Source organism: Actinacidiphila oryziradicis, assembly GCF_005047355.1.
GTDB lineage: Bacteria > Actinomycetota > Actinomycetes > Streptomycetales > Streptomycetaceae > Actinacidiphila > Actinacidiphila oryziradicis.
Window position 1 is genome coordinate 106,758 of sequence record NZ_SUMC01000020.1, and the last position, 18,087, is coordinate 124,844.

Below are 18,087 nucleotides of genomic sequence, written 5' to 3' on the forward strand. Positions count from 1 at the left end.
AAAAGCTGGGCTCTTTGAGTTGGTGGTGGCTGCGCTGTTCAGCTGGCCATGCGGCGGGCCGCCTCTTCGAGACGCTCCGCGATGGTCCCGTTGACGACCTCGTCGCCCACCCGCACCGTGACCCCGCCGATGACCGCCGGGTCCACGTCCAGATTCAGGTGCACCTGTCGGCCGTAGACCTTGGCCAGCGCGGCGCCGAGACGCCGCTTCTGCTGCTCGCTCAGCGGAACCGCCGATACCACCACGGCGACCATACGGTTACGGCGCGCGGCGGCGAGCTTGGACAGGGATTCGATCCCTGCCTCCAGGCTACGGCCCCGCGGGTGAGTCACAAGACGCACCACAAGACGTTCGGTGACCGGGTTGACCCGGCCGCCGAGGAGGGACCGCAACAGATCCGCCTTGGCGGCGGCGGGCGCGGCCTTGTCGGACAGCGCTGCACGCAGCTCGGTGCTGCCGGCGACGATCCGGCCGAACCGGAAGATCTCGTCCTCGACATCGTCGAGCGCGCCCGTGCGCTGGGCGGCGATCAGGTCGGCGGTGTTGGCCAGCTCCTCCAGGGAGTCGGTCAGGTCACGCGACCGGGACCAGCGGGACCGGACCATGCCGGAGACCAGGTCAAGGGTCTCCGAACTGACCCGTCCGCCCAGCACCTGCCGTACCAGCCCGGCCTTGGCCTCGCCGGACTTCCCCGGGTCGGTCAGGACCCGGCGCAGCGAGCCTTCGCGGTCGAGCAGCCCCGTGACGGCAGTCAGCTCCTCGGCGAGCTTCGCCGCGTCGACGGAGGTGTTGTCCGTCAGCGCGTCGAGCTGCTCGCGTGCGGCAGCCAGTGCCTCGCGGCTGGCTCCGTGCACAGTCATCGAGACGCCTCGGCCTTCGCAGCGGTGTCATCGAGTCCGTCGAGGAAACGGTCGACGACGCGGCTCTGCCGGGCGACGTCCTCGAGGGACTCACCGACGATTTTGCCGGCCAGTTCGGTGGCGAGCTTGCCGACGTCCTGGCGGAGCGCCCTCGCGGCGGCCTTGCGGTCGGCTTCGATCTGGGCGTGACCGGCGGCGATGATCTCCTCGCGCTGCCGCTGGCCTTCCGCACGCATCTCAGCGATGAGCGCGGCACCCTGCTCCTGCGCCTCCTGGCGCAGCCGGGCGACTTCGTGGAGCGCGTTGGCCCGCTGGGCCTTGTACTCCTCGAGGGTGCGCTGTGCCTCGGCCTGGAGGGCCTCAGCCTTCTCGATGCCGCCTTCGATGGCCTCGCGGCGCTGTTCCAGAACCTTGTTGATGTTCGGGAGGAGCTTCTTGGCGAGGAAACCGAAAACGATGGCGAAGGCGATCAGGCCGATGATGAGCTCGGGGATCGGCGGGATGAGGGGGTTTTCCGCCTCAGTGGCCGCCAGAAGAACCTGGGCGTTCACATCAGTGCCTTTCGTCGAAACGTGGGGTGAGAATCTGCCCCGTGATCACTTGGTGGCGTAGACGAACGGCATCACGAGGCCGATCAGGGCCAGCGCCTCGCAGAAGGCGAAACCGAGGATCTGGTTGGTGCGGATGAGGCCGGCCGCCTCGGGCTGACGTGCCAGCGCCTGGGTGCCGTTGCCGAAGATGATGCCGATACCGACGCCGGGGCCGATGGCGGCGAGACCGTAGCCGATCGAGCCGAGGTTGCCCACGATGCTGACGGCAGCGAGGTTCTCGAGAGCAGCAGACATGCCGGGTTCTTCCTTCTCTTTCACGGACCGGTGGGTGTTGGCCACCGGACGTCTGTTGGACTGGGAGGCGGGATGCTCAGTGGTGCTCGGCGAGAGCGCCCTGCACGTAGGAGGTGGCCAGCAGGACGAAGACATACGCCTGGATGGCCTGGATGAAGAGCTCGAAGGCAGTCAGCACGATGACCATGACGAACGAGACACCGGCGTAGATGATGCCGATCCCGTTGAGCAGGTACCAGCTGGCGAGCGTAAACAGCAGGAGCAGGACGTGGCCGGCGAACATGTTGGCGAAGAGCCGGACCGCGTGCGTGAACGGCCGCACGATGACATTGGAGAGGAACTCCAGCGAGACGACCAGCGGGAGGATCCCGCCCAGCGACTTGTCATAGCCGGTGATGTTCTTCCAGCCACCGACGAAGCCGTGCTTCTTGAACGTCAGGGACATCCACAGGACGTAGACGACCCCGGCAAGCCCGGCGGGGAAGGCGATGATCGATGTCACCGGGAACTGGGCGAGCGGGATGACCGACCAGAGGTTCATGATCCAGACGAAGAAGAACAGCGAGACCATGAACGGGACGTACTTCTCGCCCTGCTTCTTGCCGAGGGTCTCGTAGACGATTCCGCGTCGGACGAAGTCGTAACCCGCCTCGCCGACCATTTGCATCTTGCCGGGGATGAGCTTGGGCTTGTTGAAGGCCGCCCAGAAGAACCCGATCACGACGACCGTACTCAGCAGGGCCAGCAGCATGGGCTTGTTGAAGTGGAAGCTGCCAATGCTGAAGATCGGCTTGAAGACGAAGGAGTGCAGGCCCGGTGAGGGGAAGGCGCACCCTTCGAAGATGTGGCAGTTGGTCTCGGAGGCGAGCGTCGTTACATCACTCACCGCGAGCTCCTTCAGCGTGGCACATGGGTACGGCAACCTCGATGTGTCGGCGCGGCGTACAGCCACGGAACGGCACTGGACTGGTCTTGCAGAAGTGGGGGCGGCGGTTGGGCGCTGAGCCGTGACGCAGTGCAGGCATGACTGCCGCCCGCGCCAGCTCTGCCGCAGTTGAGATCGGACGATAGCAAACGAGCGGAAGTGCGCTCACACCGGCCCTGTGTTTCACGAGGCTGACCCGGAGGATCCGGGCTCCACGTAGAGGATCTTCGCCTTCATATGAGCTCGGGCCTGAGCCGCGATCCATACGAGGGTCGACGCGACAAGGGTGAAGGCGAAGGCCTTGGTGCTGAAGAGCGTGGTGTGCTTGAACACCGCCAGGAAGATCGCGAGCAGCAGGATCTGTGTCGTGTAGAGCATCAGGCCCATGGCCTGGAACAGCTGCGGCAGCGACTTCGCGGTCCGTTGCAGTACGACGAGGCCGATTCCCATGAAAGCGATCACGAGCACGGCACCGAAGATCGCGCCGATCACACCCTTGCCGCCTGCGAGAACGCCGCTGATCACAGCGGCGGCTACGCCGGCTGCGGCGGTGGGGACGGCGCAACTCACGAGGTTCCGGACGTCGTTGGACTGCATGAGGGCAGCTCCTCCGGCGAGGTGTTGGGGGACGTTCTGTCGTCTGGTGGAGACGAGCGTAGCCCGGGGCTGAGGGCGTGCCTCACGCCGGAAGACCATCGGACTTGGGTCTTTCGGCTAGCTACCCGGTTTCGTGAACGATATCACAAACTATTTGATGAGGTCTTTACTCACTTCGTGTGCAGCCTGTCACACGGAAGGAGTACACGACAACCCATTCGGCTGACGGCTATCCGGCCGTCAGCCGGAAAACTACCTCCGGCTCTCCACCGGACGCCGGTCCGGGAGCAGGGCGCGGTCGCCGAGCGCCGTGGATCCGTTGACGCCGGGTGCCTGGCCTGCCTCGATCGCCGCGGCGGCAGCGGCAGCGGCAGCGGCCTGCGCGTCGAGACGGCTGCGGCGGTAGCGGGGCGGAACGAAGGACTCGGCCCAGCGGGGGGCACGGGGGCGGAAGCGGGGAAGGAGCAGAATCCCGAGGCCGGCGGCGCTGAGGGCGATGATGGCGAGGACGATCCAGAGGCTGGAGGAGTTGACGGAGAAGCCGACGGCGCTGAAGGCGATGAGGGCCGACCAGAAGTACATGATCCAGACGGCACGGCTGTGGGAGTGGCCGATGTCCAGCAGCCGGTGGTGGAGGTGGCCGCGGTCGGCGGAGAAGGGCGACTCGCCGTTCCAGGTGCGGCGCACGACGGCGAGGACGAGGTCGGCGACCGGGACAGCGATGATGCTCAGCGGCAGCACGAGCGGCATGTAGACCGGCACCATCATGTGCACGGTGTCGCGGTACGAACCGGTGGCGTCGGTGATGACATCGGGGTCGACCTGGCCGGTGATGGAGATGGCGCTGGAAGCCAGCACCAGGCCGATGAGCATGGAGCCCGAGTCACCCATGAAGATCCGGGCCGGGTGGAGGTTGTGCGGCAGGAAGCCGAGGCACATACCGATGAGGACCGCGCTGAAGAGCGTCGCGGGGGCGGCCTGGTCGACGCCGTAGCCGTACCACATGCGGTAGGAGTACATGAAGAACGCGAGGGCCGCGATGCACACCATGCCCGAGGCCAGCCCGTCCAGGCCGTCGACGAAGTTGACCGCGTTGATGGTGATGACCACCAGCGCCACGGTGAGCAGCGTCGACTGCATCGGCGAGAGCGCGACATCGCCGATGCCGGGGACCGGCAGCCAGAGGATGGTGAGGCCCTGCAGGACCATGACGCCCGCGGCGACCATCTGGACGCCGAGCTTGACGAGGGCGTCGACGCCCCACTTGTCGTCAAGGACGCCGAGCAGCCAGATCAGTCCGGCGCCGGAGAGCAGCGCGCGCGGCTCGTTGGAGAGCTCGAAGACGTCCTTGAGGTTCTGCAGGTGCGAGGCGACCAGCAGGCCCGCGCACAGACCGCCGAACATGGCGATGCCGCCGAGCCGCGGGGTGGGTTCTCGGTGGACGTCGCGTTCGCGGATCTCTGGCATGGCCCCGGCCGCGATGGCGAACTTCCGTACCGGCCCGGTCAGCAGGTAGGTGACGGCCGCGGCCACGCAAAGGGTCAGGAGGTACTCACGCACGTTTTGCCTCCGGCAGGGCTCGCCAGAGGATCGGGTGCCGTACAGACGTCGGGCAGATCCTCACAGCGTCACACCCTAGTGGTGTCCGGTCTGAGACCGAGCACGATATCCCAGTGGCCTGTGGTGCCAGTTAGTCACCACCAATCTGAAGACTCGCAGGAGACCCCGCCGGTTGCACCGCTGTTTGCAGCACTAGGTAGGAGTGGGGTATGGCGGGAAGCCGCCCACCAGCTCGGCCACCAGGGGTGCCAGCCCGCGCTCCTCGTGCAGCGCACGCCCGATCAGGGCCGCGACCTGCGGCATTTCCGCCGTCCCCATGCCCTGGCTGGTGACGGCGGCGGTGCCGATGCGGATGCCGGAGCCGGTGGAGCACGGCTCGTCGTCGTACGGAAGTGTGTATTTGTCGACGACAATCCCGGCGGCGGCGCACCGGCCGCGCGCCTGGAGCCCGGTGACACCGAACGGCGAGACGTCCGCGGTGATGAGGTGGGTGTCGGTTCCGCCGGTGCAGACGCGGAGCCCCTCGGCGGCGAGGGCCTCGGCAAGGGCGCGGGCGTTTTCCGTCACCTGGTGCGTGTAAGCGGCGAATTCGGGCGTGGCGGCCTCGGCGAAGGCGGCGGCCTTGGCGGCGATGGAGTGCATATGGGGGCCGCCCTGGGAGAACGGGAAAACCGCGCGGTCGATGCGCTGGGCGAGCTCGGCGCCGCAGAGGACGATGCCGCCGCGGGGACCGCGCAGGGTCTTGTGGGTGGTGGCGCACACCACGTCCGCGTACGGGACCGGGCTTGGGGCCGCGCCGCCCGCGACGAGGCCGAGGGTGTGGGCGGCGTCCGCGATCAGGTAGGCGTCGATGTCGTCCGCGATCTCGCGGAAGGCGGCGTAGTCGATGTGCCGGGGGTAGGCGATGGAGCCGCAGATGATGGCCTTGGGCCGGTGCTCGCGGGCGAGGACGCGGACCGCGTCGTAGTCGATGAGACCGGTGTGCCGGTCGACCCCGTAGCCGACGATGTCGAACCAGCGGCCGGAGAAATTCGCCTCGGAACCGTGGGTGAGGTGCCCGCCGTGCGGGAGAGCCATGGCCAGAATGGTGTCACCGGGCACGAGAAGGGCCGCATACGCCGCCAGGACGGCTGAGGAGCCCGAGTACGGCTGGACATTCACATGGGCGGCGCCGAAGAGCTCTGCGGCCCGCTCAATGGCCAGGCGTTCGGCGAGGTCGACGAGCTCGCAGCCGGCGTGATGGCGGTGGCCGGGGTAGCCCTCGGCGTACTTGTTGGCGAGCGGGGAGCCCAGGGCGGCCAGCACGGCCCGGGAGGTGAAGTTCTCGCCGGCGATGAGCTGGAGGGTGGTGGTCTGTCGGTCGAGCTCGGCGAGGAGCACTCCGGCCAGCTCCGGGTCCTGGCGGCGCAGCGCGCCGAAGTCGGGTGCCCAGTGGGTGGCGGGCGCGGTTGCGCCGGCGCCGCTTATTCCGGCTGCAGGGGGGGCTGGTGTGGCGGGCATGGCTGGGCTCCCGGCGCGTGTGGTGGATCTCACCTTCACTGTAGGAGCGGTTGCCCGTTGGCGCGCTCCGTATGCGGCCGGATGGTTTCTCTCCCCTGGCCCGCCCCGTAAATCCAGCCCGTCCGGCCTTTGAGGACCTGGGGGTCCCACCACGCCCGCAGGGGGTAGGGGGCGGGTCTGGGAGCCGAGCCCCTCCACGCGGCGCCAGCCGCATATCGGCCGCAGCCGGGAAGGGGCGGGGAGGGGAGAACGCGCCGCAGGCACCGGCGCCGAGCGCTACGCCGGGGTCGGGACGCCCGTCAGGGCCGTCACCACCGGGTCGAGGGCGGTGTGGATCTCTTCGCCGATGCTGCGGAAAAAGGTGAGGGGAGCACCGTACGGGTCGTAGACCTCATCGGCCTCGGCGCTGGGAGCGAGCAGCCAGCCACGCAGCGCCGCAGCGGCGCGCACGAGGGAGTGGGCCCGGTCGGTGACGCTGCCCTCGGGCAGCGTCGTGGGGTCTATGGCGCGCACCAGGCGGGTGAATTCCTTGAGGGTGAAGGTACGCAGGCCCGCCGAGTGGCCCATGGAGATCACCTGGGCGCGGTGGTCACGGGTCGCGGTGAGGACGAGGTCGGCGTCGATGACGTGCTCGTCCAGCAGCTCGCGGCCGAGGAATCCGGTGGGGTCGGCGGAGTACTCCGCGAGGACCGTCGCGGCGTGTGCTTCCATGGCGGCGCCCTCGTGGCCCCAGGTGCCGGCGGACTCCACGAGAATGCCGGTCGCGCCGTCACCGAGCCGCCGGGTCAGCTCATAGCGAGTCAGCCGCTCGGCGATCGGCGAGCGGCAGACGTTGCCGGTGCAGACGTGGAGGATGCGGAAGCGGTCGGCGCCCTGACCCGGGTGGCTGGGTATGCCACTGCCACGCCCCTGAGGCGTGGTCAACTGCTCACCTCCAGGTCGGGCACGACCTCCCGCAGCTGGTCGGCGCTGATCGCCCCCGCGCGCAGCAGGACCGGCAGCTTGCCGGTGACGTCCACGATGGAGGACGGCACGGCGGCGGGTGTGGGGCCTGCGTCGAGGTAGATGGCGACGGAGTCGCCGAGCATCTCCTGGGCCGCGTCGCAGTCCTGCGGGGAGGGGTGGCCGGTGAGGTTGGCGCTGGAGACCGCCATCGGGCCGGTGACGGTCAGCAGCTCGATGGCCACCGGGTGCAGCGGCATACGGATGGCGACGGTGCCGCGGGTGTCGCCGAGGTCCCACTGCAGCGACGGCTGGTGCCGGGCGACGAGGGTGAGCGCGCCCGGCCAGAAGGCGTCGACCAGCTCCCAGGCCTGCTCGGAGAAGTCGGTGACCAGGCCGTGCAGGGTGTTCGGCGAGCCGATGAGCACGGGTGAGGGCATATTGCGGCCCCGGCCCTTGGCCTCCAGCAGGTCGCCGACGGCTTCGCTGCTGAAGGCGTCCGCACCGATGCCGTAGACGGTATCGGTGGGCAGCACCACGAGCTCGCCGCGGCGCACGGCGGACGCGGCTTCCCGCAGTCCGGCGGCGCGGTCGGTCGCATCCGAGCAGTCGTAACGCCGTGCCATTAGCTGACCTCCAGGTAATGCGCCGTCCTGACGGCGGGGCTTTTGTACGCAGGGGTACGGGGCGTCGCGCCCCTGAAGAACGGAGCAAGGCCGGGGTGGCCCAGCGCCATCATGGCGTCGCCTTCCGGGCCGTCGTGAACCTGGGCCGTTTGTTCAGGTCGGGGTGGTCGGCGGCGTCGGCCCACCCGGCGTCTTCCTTGAAGATCCACGGGACCTGGCCGCCCTGGGTGTCGGCGTGCTCGATGACGACGATGCCGCCGGGGCGCAGCAGGCGGTGCGCGGTGCGCTCGATGCCGCGGATGGTGTCGAGGCCGTCCTCGCCGGAGAACAGCGCCAGTTCGGGGTCGTGGTCACGGGCCTCGGGGGCGACGTACTCCCACTCGGTGAGCGGGATGTACGGCGGGTTGGCGACGACGAGGTCGACCTGGCCGTTGAGGTCCTGGAAGGCCGTGAGCGCGTCTCCCTGGCGCAGGTCGACCTTGCTGCCCTCGGTGTTCTTGCGGGCCCACACCAGGGCGTCCTCGGACAGCTCCACGGCGTGTACGCGGCTGCGCGGCACCTCCTGGGCCAGGGCGAGGGCGATCGCCGCGGAGCCCGTACAGAGGTCGACGATGAGCGGCTCGGCGACATCCATCGCGCGGACCGCGTCTATGGCCCAGCCGACGACGGATTCCGTCTCCGGGCGGGGTACGAACACGCCGGGCCCGACCTGGAGTTCCAGGTAGCGGAAGAAGGCGCGGCCGGTGATGTGCTGGAGCGGCTCACGGGCCTCGCGCCGGGCGACGGTCTCCCAGTAGCGGGCGTCGAAGTCGATGTCGGCGACGGTGTGCAGCTCGCCGCGCTTGACCGCGTGCACGTACGCGGCCAGCTCCTCCGCGTCGAAGCGCGGGGAGGGCACGCCGGCGTCAGCCAGCCGCTGGGTGGCTTGGGCCACCTCGGCGAGCAGCAGGTTCACGGTTGTCCTCTCGCGTCGCGTCGTCAATCGGGTTGTTCCAGTGCACCGGGCGGGGGTACGGCTCAGCCGGCGGCAGCCAGTTTCGCGGCGGAGTCGGCGTCGACGCACGCCTGGATAACGGCGTCGAGTTCCCCGTCGAGGACCTGGTCCAAGTTGTACGCCTTGAAGCCGACGCGGTGGTCCGAGATCCGGTTCTCGGGGAAGTTGTATGTACGGATCCGCTCCGAGCGGTCCACCGTGCGCACCTGGCTGCGGCGGGCGTCGGACGCCTCGCGCTCGGCCTCCTCCTGGGCGGCGGCCAGCAGCCGGGAGCGCAGGATACGCATCGCCGACTCCTTGTTCTGGAGCTGGCTCTTCTCGTTCTGGCAGGAGACGACCAGGCCGGACGGGAGGTGGGTGATGCGCACCGCGGAGTCGGTGGTGTTGACCGACTGGCCGCCGGGGCCGGAGGAGCGGTAGACGTCGATCCGCAGGTCGTTGGGGCCGATCTCGACCTCGACCTCATCGGCCTCGGGGGTGACGAGCACGCCGGCGGCGGAGGTGTGGATGCGGCCCTGCGACTCGGTGGCCGGCACCCGCTGGACGCGGTGCACCCCGCCCTCGTACTTCAGGCGGGCCCAGACGCCCTGGCCGGGCTCGGTCGCGCCGTTGCCGCCCTTGGTCTTCACGGCGACCTGGACGTCCTTGTAGCCGCCGAGGTCGGACTCGTTGGCGTCGATGATCTCGGTCTTCCAGCCGACGCGCTCGGCGTAGCGCAGATACATCCTCAGCAGGTCACCGGCGAAGAGCGCGGACTCCTCGCCGCCCTCGCCGGCCTTGACCTCGAGGATCACGTCCTTGTCGTCGCTGGGGTCGCGCGGCACCAGCAGCAGCCTGAGCTTCTCGGTGAGCGCCTCGCGCTGCTTCTCCAGGTCCTTGAGCTCGATGGCGAAGTCCGGGTCGTCTGCGGCGAACTCGCGGGCGGTCCCGATGTCGTCGCCGGTCCGCTTCCAGCTGCGGTAGGCGCCGATGATGGGAGTCAGTTCGGCGTAGCGCTTGTTGAGCTTGCGGGCGTTGGCCTGGTCCGCGTGGACCGAGGGGTCGGCAAGCTGCTTTTCGAGGTCGGCATGCTCGCCGATCAGTTCCTCGACGGCCTCGAACATCGGGATTCCCTACGTATGGAGTGGCAAGAAGTGACGGCCTGGAAGGGACTGGGCAGACCCGGCCGGACCTGGGACGACAAAGCGCCGGTCCGGCTGCCCCCCGTGGGGGACAGCCGGAGACCGGCGCTTTCGGGTCGCTACTTCTTGGCGGACCCGGCGGCCTTGCCGAAGCGGGCCTCGAAGCGGGCCACGCGGCCACCGGTGTCGAGGATCTTCTGCTTGCCCGTGTAGAACGGGTGGCACGCGGAGCAGATGTCGGCACGGATGGTGCCGCCGGCAACGGTGCTACGGGTGGTGAACGTCGCGCCACAGGTGCAGCTGACCTGGGTCTCGACATACTCCGGGTGGATGTCGCGCTTCAAGGGGTGCTCCTAGGTTCGGGAGGGCTCCGGGTCGTACAGCGGGTTTGCGGCACGTGAACCGGGGCCAGCGGACCAGTCTGCCAGGACCGGCCGTATCTCCCAAAACCGGGGGCGGGCCGGATCTATTCCAGCTTTCCCGCCGGCTCGGTCCTGACCTTCTGCCAGGCGGCTACGAGGAGGCTTTGACCAGGCCGCCGGTGGTGACGTCGTCGCCCGCCGAGCCCTTGGTCGCCGTCTTCGGAACCGCCCGGTCGGCGGACAGGGCGGCCCAGACCTGGTCGGTCCTGCCGGTGATGGGGATGACGCGGTTGGGGTCGGCGGGGTCGTACTCGACCGGCATGGTGATCATGGTCAGGTCGTTGGAGCCGATGCCCTTGAGGCTCTCTGCCAGGCCGGTCAGGCCGGTCACCGAGGCGAGGTCGGAGTCGGTGGTGATGGCGCTGGTGGCGGTGTTGGCGACCTTGTAGATCTTGGTGGGGCTGGAGAGCAGACCGATGCTGTCGACCCGGGCCATGAGCGCCTTCATGAAGTCCTGCTGGAGCTGGATCCGGCCGAGGTCGCTGCCGTCGCCGATGGCATGGCGGGTACGGACCAGGCCGAGGGCCTGCTCGCCGTCGAGGGTGTGGGTGCCCGCGGCGAGGTGCAGATGGCTGTCGTTGTCGTCGATGGCCCGGGTGGTGGTGACCGGGACCCCGCCGAGGGCGTCGATGAGGTGCTGGAAGCCGGTGAAGTCGATCTCGATGTAGTGGTCCATCCGGATGCCGGTGAGCGCCTCGACGGTCTTGACCGCGCAGGCCGGCCCGCCGACCGAGTACGCATCGTTGAACATCACATTCTGCGCGGCGGGGCTGGCCTTGCCCTCCGACGTGGTGCAGGAGGGCCGGTCGACGAGGGTGTCGCGCGGGATGGAGACCACGGTGGCCTTCTCGTGGCCCTTGTAGACGTGCACGATCATCGCGGTGTCCGAGCGGGCGGTGCCGTCGTCCTGGCCGCCGCCGGCCGTCTTGTTGGCGCCGGAGCGGGAGTCCGAGCCGAGGACGAGGATGTCCATGGAACCGTTGTCGGAGTTCTTCGGGCGGTTCGTGCCGAGGGCGCCGTTGATATCGACACCCTTGATGTTGCCGTTGAGATGCAGATAGAGGTAACCGGCGCCCCCGACAGCCAGCAGCAGGACCGCGACAACGGTCCCTCCGGCCGTCCGCAGCCGCTTGCGGCGCGGGGTGTCGCCGTCGCTCTGGCGGTGCCGGCCGGTCTTCCACTGGTCTGCCATGGGCTCCTCTGTCCTCATTACTATTACTTCACTCTTCCCCGCTACCCCCAGTTACTACGGGTAGGCACCTTCCGTCCCGTCTTGTCGGATGTTCGGCCGACGAAGCAGGGTTCCAGCCCGATTGTGCACACCCGGAACGGCTACGGGCCCCCGCGTGCCCCTTGCGGGGTGTCGCCGGGACCCGTCATCTGGTACTGCGCTGCGTTCTGGCCGGCGCTTTGGGCGGGGGTTCCGTGCCGCTGCCGGCCTGTGCGGGTCCTCAGGCGTGTGGCGAGGATCTCCGAGGCGGCCTTCCCCGTGGCGGGGCGGCACAGAGTTCCGCGGCAGCACGACAGCAGCCCCGTCACCGGAGTGACGGGGCTGCTGTGTGGCGGCGACTGCCGGTCGCTCAGTCGTTGTTATTACCGCCGGGGGCCGTCTTGGCGATCTGCATAAGGAACTCGGCGTTCGACTTGGTCTGCTTCATCTTGTCCAGGAGCAGCTCGATCGCCTGCTGGGAGTCGAGCGCGTGCAGAACACGGCGGAGCTTCCAGACAATGGCGAGCTCCTCCGCGTTGAGCAGGATCTCTTCCTTGCGGGTGCCGGAGGGGTCGACATCGACAGCCGGGAAAATCCGCTTGTCGGAGAGCTTCCGGTCCAGGCGGAGCTCCATGTTGCCGGTGCCCTTGAACTCCTCGAAGATCACCTCGTCCATGCGCGAGCCGGTCTCGACGAGCGCGGTGGCCAGAATGGTCAGCGAGCCGCCGTCCTCGATGTTGCGCGCGGCACCGAAGAAGCGCTTCGGCGGGTAGAGCGCGGTCGAGTCGACACCACCGGACAGGATGCGGCCGGAGGCGGGAGCGGCGAGGTTGTAGGCGCGGCCCAGACGGGTGATGGAGTCCAGCAGCACCACGACGTCGTGGCCCAGTTCGACCAGGCGCTTGGCCCGTTCGATGGCGAGCTCGGCGACGGTGGTGTGGTCCTCGGCGGGGCGGTCGAAGGTCGAGGAGATGACCTCGCCCTTCACCGACCGCTGCATGTCGGTGACCTCTTCCGGACGCTCGTCCACCAGGACGACCATCAGGTGGACCTCAGGGTTGTTGGTCGTGATCGCGTTGGCGACCGCCTGCATGATCATCGTCTTGCCGGTCTTCGGCGGGGCGACGATCAGACCGCGCTGGCCCTTGCCGATGGGGGCGACGAGGTCGATGATCCGGGTCGTCAGCACGCCCGGGTCGGTCTCCAGACGGAGCCGCTCCTGCGGGTAGAGCGGGGTGAGCTTGCCGAACTCGGGGCGGCCGCGGCCGGAGTCGGGGCCCATGCCGTTGGTGGAGTCCAGCCGGACCAGCGCGTTGAACTTCTCGCGGCGCTCGCCGTCCTTGGGCTGGCGCACGGCTCCGGTGACGTGGTCACCCTTGCGGAGGCCGTTCTTGCGGACCTGGGCGAGGGAGACGTACACATCATTCGGTCCCGGCAGGTAGCCGGAGGTCCGGATGAACGCGTAGTTGTCCAGGATGTCCAGGATGCCGGCGACGGGGATGAGCACGTCGTCGTCATTGACCTGCGGCTCGCCTGCGAACTGCTCGTCACGGCGGTTGCCGCTGCTGCTGCCCCGGCCGCGGCGGTCGCGGTAACGGCCACGGCGGCGGCCGCGGCCGTCGCCGAACTCGTCGTCGTCCTGGAAGCTCTGCTGGCCCTGGCCCTGGCCCTGGCCCTGGCTCTGGCCCTGGCTCTGGCTTTGGCCGCCCTGACTCTGGCCGCCCTGACCCTGGCCCTGGCCCTGCTGCTGGGGCTGCTGGCCGCCGCCGTCCTGCTTGCCGCTGTCCTGCTTGCCGCCGCCGTCCTGCTTGTTGCGGCGGTCGCGCTGCCGGTCCTGCCGGTCGCGGCGGCCGTCCTGGCGGTCGCCCCGCTGGCCGCGCTGGCGGTCCTGGCGGTCCTCGCCGGTCCTGGCCTCGGTGTTGGCAGCGGGGGCCTTGCCCTCGGCGGCTTCCTGGCTGGACGCGGCTACGGCGGCTTCGGCACGCTCGTTCTTCGCGGCGGCGGGGGCAACGGCGGCGGCTGGCGCGGCCGCTGCGGCCACAGAGGCAGCCACCGGGGCGGCCTTGGGCTGCTCTCCGGCCGGCTGGCCGGGAATCTCGATCTGCTTGGCCTGCTCGGGCGCGGCGGCGGGGGCCGCCTCCGCTGCCTTCCCGGCCTCGCCGGTACGGGTGCGGGATGTGGCGCGGCGCTTCGGCTTCTCGGCGGGGGCCTCCCCGGCGGCCGGAGCGGCCTTGGCGGCGCCGGCGCCCGACTGGGCTTCCTTGATCGTCTCGATCAGCTGGCTCTTGCGCATCCGCGCGGTGCCCTTGATGCCGAGACCGGAGGCGAGCTGCTGGAGCTCGGCCAGGACCATGGCGTCAAGGCCGGTACCAGAGCGGCGGCGCCGCGAGGCAGCAGCCGTGGCAGCACCGGTGGCAGGCGCGGCAGCGTCCGGAGCGGGCGCGGCGTCCGTACGCACGCCCATCAGATCGGTGGTGTCGCTCACGAAGGGTCCTTCCCTGGAGCGGACGTCGGCCTGAATGGCTCGGCGACCGGTTGTGCTGTCCGGTTCTGGGCTTTTCCGCTGCTCAGAGCCGGGGCGGTGGTCCGCCTGACGGCGGCAGAAATACATACGCTTTCAACGCTGGGAGATCACTCACAAATGGGGTGTCGCCAGCATTGTCTCCGGAGCGTGCTCGGCACTGCTCAGGCATTGCCCATGCGGTGTGGGAGGCTCCCGGAAGAATGGCGGTCCCGATACGGGACACTGAACACCGCGCCGCAAAGGCGTCGGGTGCAGACTTGAGATTAACACTACCGGATCCAACAAACATTCCCCCTCTCTTTGACCGGCAATCGTGTCACTGGCCCACTGCCAGTGGCAGCACACTCGCCCCTGCCGCGTCGAGAGGCAGACGGTTGGCCGCCCACCCCTCCCCCGCCAGCCGGGAGACCTTGTCAGCGGCGCCTTCCTCGGTGAGCGCCAACACCGTGGGGCCCGCCCCCGAGATGACGGCAGGTACGCCTTCGGAGCGCAGCCGGTTCACCAGCGCCACGCTCTCGGGCATCGCGGGAGCTCGGTAGTCCTGGTGCAGCCGGTCCTCGGTGGCCGGCAGCAGCAATTCGGGGCGGCGGGTGAGCGCCTCCACCAGCAGTGCGGCCCGCCCCGCGTTGGCGGCGGCGTCCACATGCGGGACGGTGCGCGGCAGCAGACCGCGGGCGGTCTCCGTGAGCACCGGCTTGGACGGTACGAAAACTACCGGTACGACTGAATCGGACGGGTCCATTCGGATGGCGTGGGCGACCCCGCCGTCCGTCCAGGCCAGGGTGAAACCGCCGAGCAGGCAGGCGGCCACATTATCGGGGTGGCCCTCGATCTCGTTGGCCAGTTCCAGGAGCGCGGGGTCGTCCAGCCGCTCCGGGCCGCCTATGGTCACCGCGCGGGCGGCCATGATGCCCGCGCAGATGGCGGCTGACGAGGACCCCAGGCCACGGCCGTGCGGAATGCGGTTGGCACAGACCACCTCCAGGCCGCGGGGCTGTCCGCCGAGCAGGTCGAAAGCGGTGCGCAGGGACCGTACAAGCAGGTGTTTCTCGTCCCGGGGAAGGGTGGCGGCACCCTCACCCGCGATGTCGATGTGCAGGCCGGCATCGGCCACCCGGACCACGACATCGTCGTAGAGGCCCAGTGCCAGGCCGAAGGCGTCGAAGCCGGGACCGAGGTTCGCGCTGGTCGCGGGGACGCGCACTCGGACGGCGGCGGCGCGGAAAGCAGGTCCGGCCATCGTTCGATGACTCTCCTTGTACATCAAGTCTGGTGCTGCCCCGGACGCCCGCACGTCGTTGCCGAGCGGAGGGACTGGGGGGCGGGGCAATGCCAGCGGCATGAGCCGGATCGGCGCGCAATCGGCGCCGGTGAAAGCCAGCCTATCGAAGGAAGGTTCTGTTGCGACATAGGGCGCACACACCGCGCGTGATGCGTGTCGCCTGGGGAGCGTGCGCCCCTGTGTTCCGGAGTCGCCCGGACCCGGGCTTCCCGCGGCGGGCGGAGGGGCACCCCGGTACCGGGGTGCCCCTTACGTTACGCCAGCCCGAGGCGTTCCGCCGCCGCGTGCGCGTCCACCGGGACGATGACGGGCTGCGGCGCGCCGTCCACCGCCCAGCCGGGGTCCTTGAGACCGTTGCCGGTCACCGTGCAGACGATCCGCTGGCCGGGGTCGACCTTGCCCTCCTCGGCGGCCTTGAGCAGCCCGGCCACGCTGGCGGCGGACGCGGGCTCCACGAAGACGCCTTCCTGGGCGGCCAACAGCCGGTAGGCGACCAGGATCTGACGATCGGTCACGGCTTCGATGAGGCCGCCCGACTCGTCCCGCGCCTCCTCGGCGAACTGCCACGACGCCGGGTTGCCGATCCGGATGGCGGTGGCGATGGTCTGGGGATTGCGGACCGGCGCGCCATTGACAATGGGGGCGGAACCGGCCGCCTGGAAGCCCCACATACGGGGGTTGCGGCTGGAGATGCCGTCCGCGGCGTACTCGCGGTAGCCCTTCCAGTAGGCGGTGATGTTGCCCGCGTTCCCGACCGGCAGTACGTGAATGTCGGGCGCGTCGCCGAGAGCGTCGACGATTTCGAACGCGGCGGTCTTCTGCCCCTCGATACGTACCGGGTTGACGGAATTGACCAGTGCCACCGGGTACTTGTCGCTCAGAGCGCGCGCCAGTTCCAGGCAGTCGTCGAAGTTGCCGTCCACCTGGAGGATCTTCGCGCCATGGATCAGGGCCTGGCTCATCTTGCCCAGCGCGATCTTGCCCTGCGGCACCAGCACGGCGCAGACCATCCGGGCCCGTACGGCATAGGCGGCGGCGGAGGCCGAAGTGTTGCCGGTGGAGGCACAGATGACGGCCTGCGCGCCCTCCTCCTTGGCCCTGGAGATCGCCATGGTCATGCCACGGTCCTTGAAGGATCCCGTGGGGTTGGCGCCCTCGACCTTGAGAAATACATCACAGCCGGTGCGCTCCGAGAGCACCTGGGCCGGGACCAGCGGGGTGCCACCCTCCAACAGCGTGACCACGGGCGTCGCCGCGGTGACCGGCAGACGGTCCCGGTACTCCTCGATGAGGCCACGCCACTGGTGGGTGGCGGGCATTCGATCAGTGATCGCGTTCATTCTGGGTTACTCCCCTTCCACACGCATGATGCTGGCGACGCCGCGTACGGTGTCGAGTTTCCGCAGAGCCTCGACAGTGGCCGCGAGAGCGGCGTCGGGCGCGCGATGGGTGACGACGACGAGGGCCGCGTCCCCGTCCTTGCCCTTCTGGCGGACGGTGTCGATGGACACCTGATGCTCGGCGAACACGGTGGCCACCTGGGCCAGGACGCCGGGTTTGTCCTCAACGTCCAGGCTGATGTGGTAGCGAGTCACCACGTCGCCCATCGGGCTCACCGGCAGCTGCGCGTAGGCGGACTCGCCGGGGCCGGTGGTCTCGGCCAGCTTGTTGCGGCAGGCGGCGACCAGGTCACCGAGGACCGCCGACGCGGTGGGGGCACCGCCCGCCCCCGGACCGTAGAACATCAGGCTGCCGGCGGCGGACGACTCCACGAACACCGCGTTGTAGGCCTCGCGGACCGAGGCCAGCGGGTGGCTGAGCGGGATCATCGCGGGGTGCACGCGGGCCGTGACGGACTTGCCGTCGGCACTGCGCTCGCAGATCGCGAGGAGCTTGACCGTGCAGCCCATCTGCTTGGCGGAGGCGATGTCGGTCGCGGTGACCTCGGTGATGCCCTCCCGGTGGACGTCATCGAAGCGCACCCGGGTGTGGAAGGCGATCCCGGCCAGGATGGCGGCCTTGGCGGCGGCGTCGAAGCCCTCGACATCGGCGGTGGGGTCGGCTTCCGCGTACCCCAGGGCAGTGGCCTCGTCGAGCGCCTCGGAGTAGCCGGCGCCGGTGGAGTCCATCTTGTCGAGGATGAAGTTGGTCGTGCCGTTGACGATGCCGAGCACCCGGTTGACCTTGTCGCCCGCCAGGGACTCGCGCAGCGGGCGGATCAGCGGGATCGCGCCGGCCACCGCGGCCTCGTAATAGAGGTCCACATGGTGCTCGACGGCGGCGGCGTGCAGCACGGTACCCTCGGCGGCGAGCAGCGCCTTGTTCGCGGACACCACGCTGGCGCCGTGCTCGAAGGCGGAGGTGATCAGCGAGCGGGCAGGCTCGATGCCGCCGATGACCTCGATGACGACGTCGATGTCACCCCGCTTGACCAGGGCGGTCGCGTCAGTGGTGAGCAGCTCCGCGGGCACCCCGGCACGCACTCGGTTGGGGCGGCGCACCGCGACACCGGCGAGCTCGATCGGCGCCCCGATGCGGGCCGCGAGGTCGTCAGCGTGCGTCGTGATGATGCGCGCCACCTCTGTGCCGACCACACCACAGCCCAGTAGCGCCACCTTCAGCGGACGCGTACGCATCATCCGACCTCTTTCGATTACCTTCGCGGTTACCTTCGAACAC

Annotated in this window: 17 protein-coding genes; all 17 read right to left on the reverse strand. The window is 69.3% G+C overall.

The genetic code is table 11. The features are described from left to right. Window positions 1-38: 38 nt before the first annotated feature. Window positions 39-854 (reverse strand): F0F1 ATP synthase subunit delta, encoded by an 816-nt coding sequence (locus FCI23_RS21445; protein ID WP_136725600.1) that lies wholly within the window; start codon window positions 852-854, stop codon window positions 39-41. Window positions 855-856: 2 nt separating this feature from the next. Continuing rightward, window positions 857-1,411, reverse strand: a complete 555-nt coding sequence (locus tag FCI23_RS21450; RefSeq protein ID WP_136725554.1) for a F0F1 ATP synthase subunit B — start codon at window positions 1,409-1,411, stop codon at window positions 857-859. Between the two features lie 45 nt (window positions 1,412-1,456). Continuing rightward, entirely contained in the window at window positions 1,457-1,705 is a 249-nt protein-coding gene (gene atpE / locus FCI23_RS21455; RefSeq protein WP_136725555.1) for an ATP synthase F0 subunit C, read from the reverse strand. Between the two features lie 76 nt (window positions 1,706-1,781). Then, complete coding sequence (atpB, locus tag FCI23_RS21460; protein WP_136725556.1) at window positions 1,782-2,591, reverse strand: F0F1 ATP synthase subunit A; 810 nt, start codon at window positions 2,589-2,591, stop codon at window positions 1,782-1,784. A gap of 222 nt (window positions 2,592-2,813) precedes the next feature. Beyond that, on the reverse strand, window positions 2,814-3,227 hold the full coding sequence (locus FCI23_RS21465; RefSeq protein ID WP_136725557.1) for a hypothetical protein: 414 nt from the start codon (window positions 3,225-3,227) through the stop codon (window positions 2,814-2,816). A 252-nt stretch (window positions 3,228-3,479) separates the two neighbouring features. Then, on the reverse strand, window positions 3,480-4,787 hold the full coding sequence (locus FCI23_RS21470; protein WP_136725558.1) for an MraY family glycosyltransferase: 1,308 nt from the start codon (window positions 4,785-4,787) through the stop codon (window positions 3,480-3,482). A gap of 192 nt (window positions 4,788-4,979) precedes the next feature. Continuing rightward, on the reverse strand, window positions 4,980-6,287 hold the full coding sequence (locus FCI23_RS21475; protein WP_136725559.1) for a serine hydroxymethyltransferase: 1,308 nt from the start codon (window positions 6,285-6,287) through the stop codon (window positions 4,980-4,982). Between the two features lie 276 nt (window positions 6,288-6,563). Beyond that, complete coding sequence (locus FCI23_RS21480) at window positions 6,564-7,211, reverse strand: arsenate reductase/protein-tyrosine-phosphatase family protein (RefSeq protein ID WP_246143886.1); 648 nt, start codon at window positions 7,209-7,211, stop codon at window positions 6,564-6,566. After that, a complete protein-coding gene (locus FCI23_RS21485; RefSeq protein ID WP_136725560.1) occupies window positions 7,208-7,855 on the reverse strand; it encodes an L-threonylcarbamoyladenylate synthase in 648 nt (215 codons plus the stop codon). Before FCI23_RS21485 ends, FCI23_RS21480 begins: the two co-directional genes overlap by 4 nt. A gap of 109 nt (window positions 7,856-7,964) precedes the next feature. Then, window positions 7,965-8,810: a peptide chain release factor N(5)-glutamine methyltransferase gene (gene prmC, locus FCI23_RS21490; protein WP_136725561.1), complete on the reverse strand. Its 846-nt coding sequence runs from the start codon at window positions 8,808-8,810 to the stop codon at window positions 7,965-7,967. Window positions 8,811-8,872: 62 nt separating this feature from the next. Continuing rightward, window positions 8,873-9,952, reverse strand: a complete 1,080-nt coding sequence (prfA, locus tag FCI23_RS21495) for a peptide chain release factor 1 (protein ID WP_136725562.1) — start codon at window positions 9,950-9,952, stop codon at window positions 8,873-8,875. Between the two features lie 137 nt (window positions 9,953-10,089). Continuing rightward, a complete protein-coding gene (rpmE, locus tag FCI23_RS21500) occupies window positions 10,090-10,314 on the reverse strand; it encodes a 50S ribosomal protein L31 (RefSeq protein ID WP_136725563.1) in 225 nt (74 codons plus the stop codon). 169 nt (window positions 10,315-10,483) lie between these two features. Then, window positions 10,484-11,584, reverse strand: a complete 1,101-nt coding sequence (locus FCI23_RS21505; protein ID WP_136725564.1) for an LCP family protein — start codon at window positions 11,582-11,584, stop codon at window positions 10,484-10,486. Window positions 11,585-11,972: 388 nt separating this feature from the next. Beyond that, window positions 11,973-14,087 (reverse strand): transcription termination factor Rho, encoded by a 2,115-nt coding sequence (rho, locus tag FCI23_RS21510; protein ID WP_246143887.1) that lies wholly within the window; start codon window positions 14,085-14,087, stop codon window positions 11,973-11,975. Window positions 14,088-14,442: 355 nt separating this feature from the next. Next, window positions 14,443-15,366 carry a homoserine kinase gene (thrB, locus tag FCI23_RS21515; RefSeq protein ID WP_136725566.1) on the reverse strand — a complete coding sequence of 308 codons (924 nt, stop codon included), beginning with the start codon at window positions 15,364-15,366 and terminating at the stop codon, window positions 14,443-14,445. A 296-nt stretch (window positions 15,367-15,662) separates the two neighbouring features. Then, the gene (thrC, locus tag FCI23_RS21520) at window positions 15,663-16,748 is read right to left on the reverse strand and encodes a threonine synthase (protein WP_211265424.1); all 1,086 of its coding nucleotides are present in this window, start codon (window positions 16,746-16,748) and stop codon (window positions 15,663-15,665) included. A 6-nt stretch (window positions 16,749-16,754) separates the two neighbouring features. Further along, complete coding sequence (locus FCI23_RS21525; RefSeq protein WP_136725567.1) at window positions 16,755-18,047, reverse strand: homoserine dehydrogenase; 1,293 nt, start codon at window positions 18,045-18,047, stop codon at window positions 16,755-16,757. Window positions 18,048-18,087: the final 40 nt, after the last annotated feature.

Coding starts and splice junctions, on each gene's coding strand:
- atpE (WP_136725555.1), bottom strand. CDS start 1,705: ATGTCTGCTGCTCTCGAGAACCTCGCTGCCGTCAGCATCGTGGGCAAC.
- FCI23_RS21465 (WP_136725557.1), bottom strand. CDS start 3,227: ATGCAGTCCAACGACGTCCGGAACCTCGTGAGTTGCGCCGTCCCCACC.
- FCI23_RS21475 (WP_136725559.1), bottom strand. CDS start 6,287: ATGCCCGCCACACCAGCCCCCCCTGCAGCCGGAATAAGCGGCGCCGGC.
- FCI23_RS21485 (WP_136725560.1), bottom strand. CDS start 7,855: ATGGCACGGCGTTACGACTGCTCGGATGCGACCGACCGCGCCGCCGGA.
- prfA (WP_136725562.1), bottom strand. CDS start 9,952: ATGTTCGAGGCCGTCGAGGAACTGATCGGCGAGCATGCCGACCTCGAA.
- FCI23_RS21505 (WP_136725564.1), bottom strand. CDS start 11,584: ATGGCAGACCAGTGGAAGACCGGCCGGCACCGCCAGAGCGACGGCGAC.
- thrB (WP_136725566.1), bottom strand. CDS start 15,366: ATGGCCGGACCTGCTTTCCGCGCCGCCGCCGTCCGAGTGCGCGTCCCC.
- thrC (WP_211265424.1), bottom strand. CDS start 16,748: ATGAACGCGATCACTGATCGAATGCCCGCCACCCACCAGTGGCGTGGC.
- FCI23_RS21525 (WP_136725567.1), bottom strand. CDS start 18,047: ATGATGCGTACGCGTCCGCTGAAGGTGGCGCTACTGGGCTGTGGTGTG.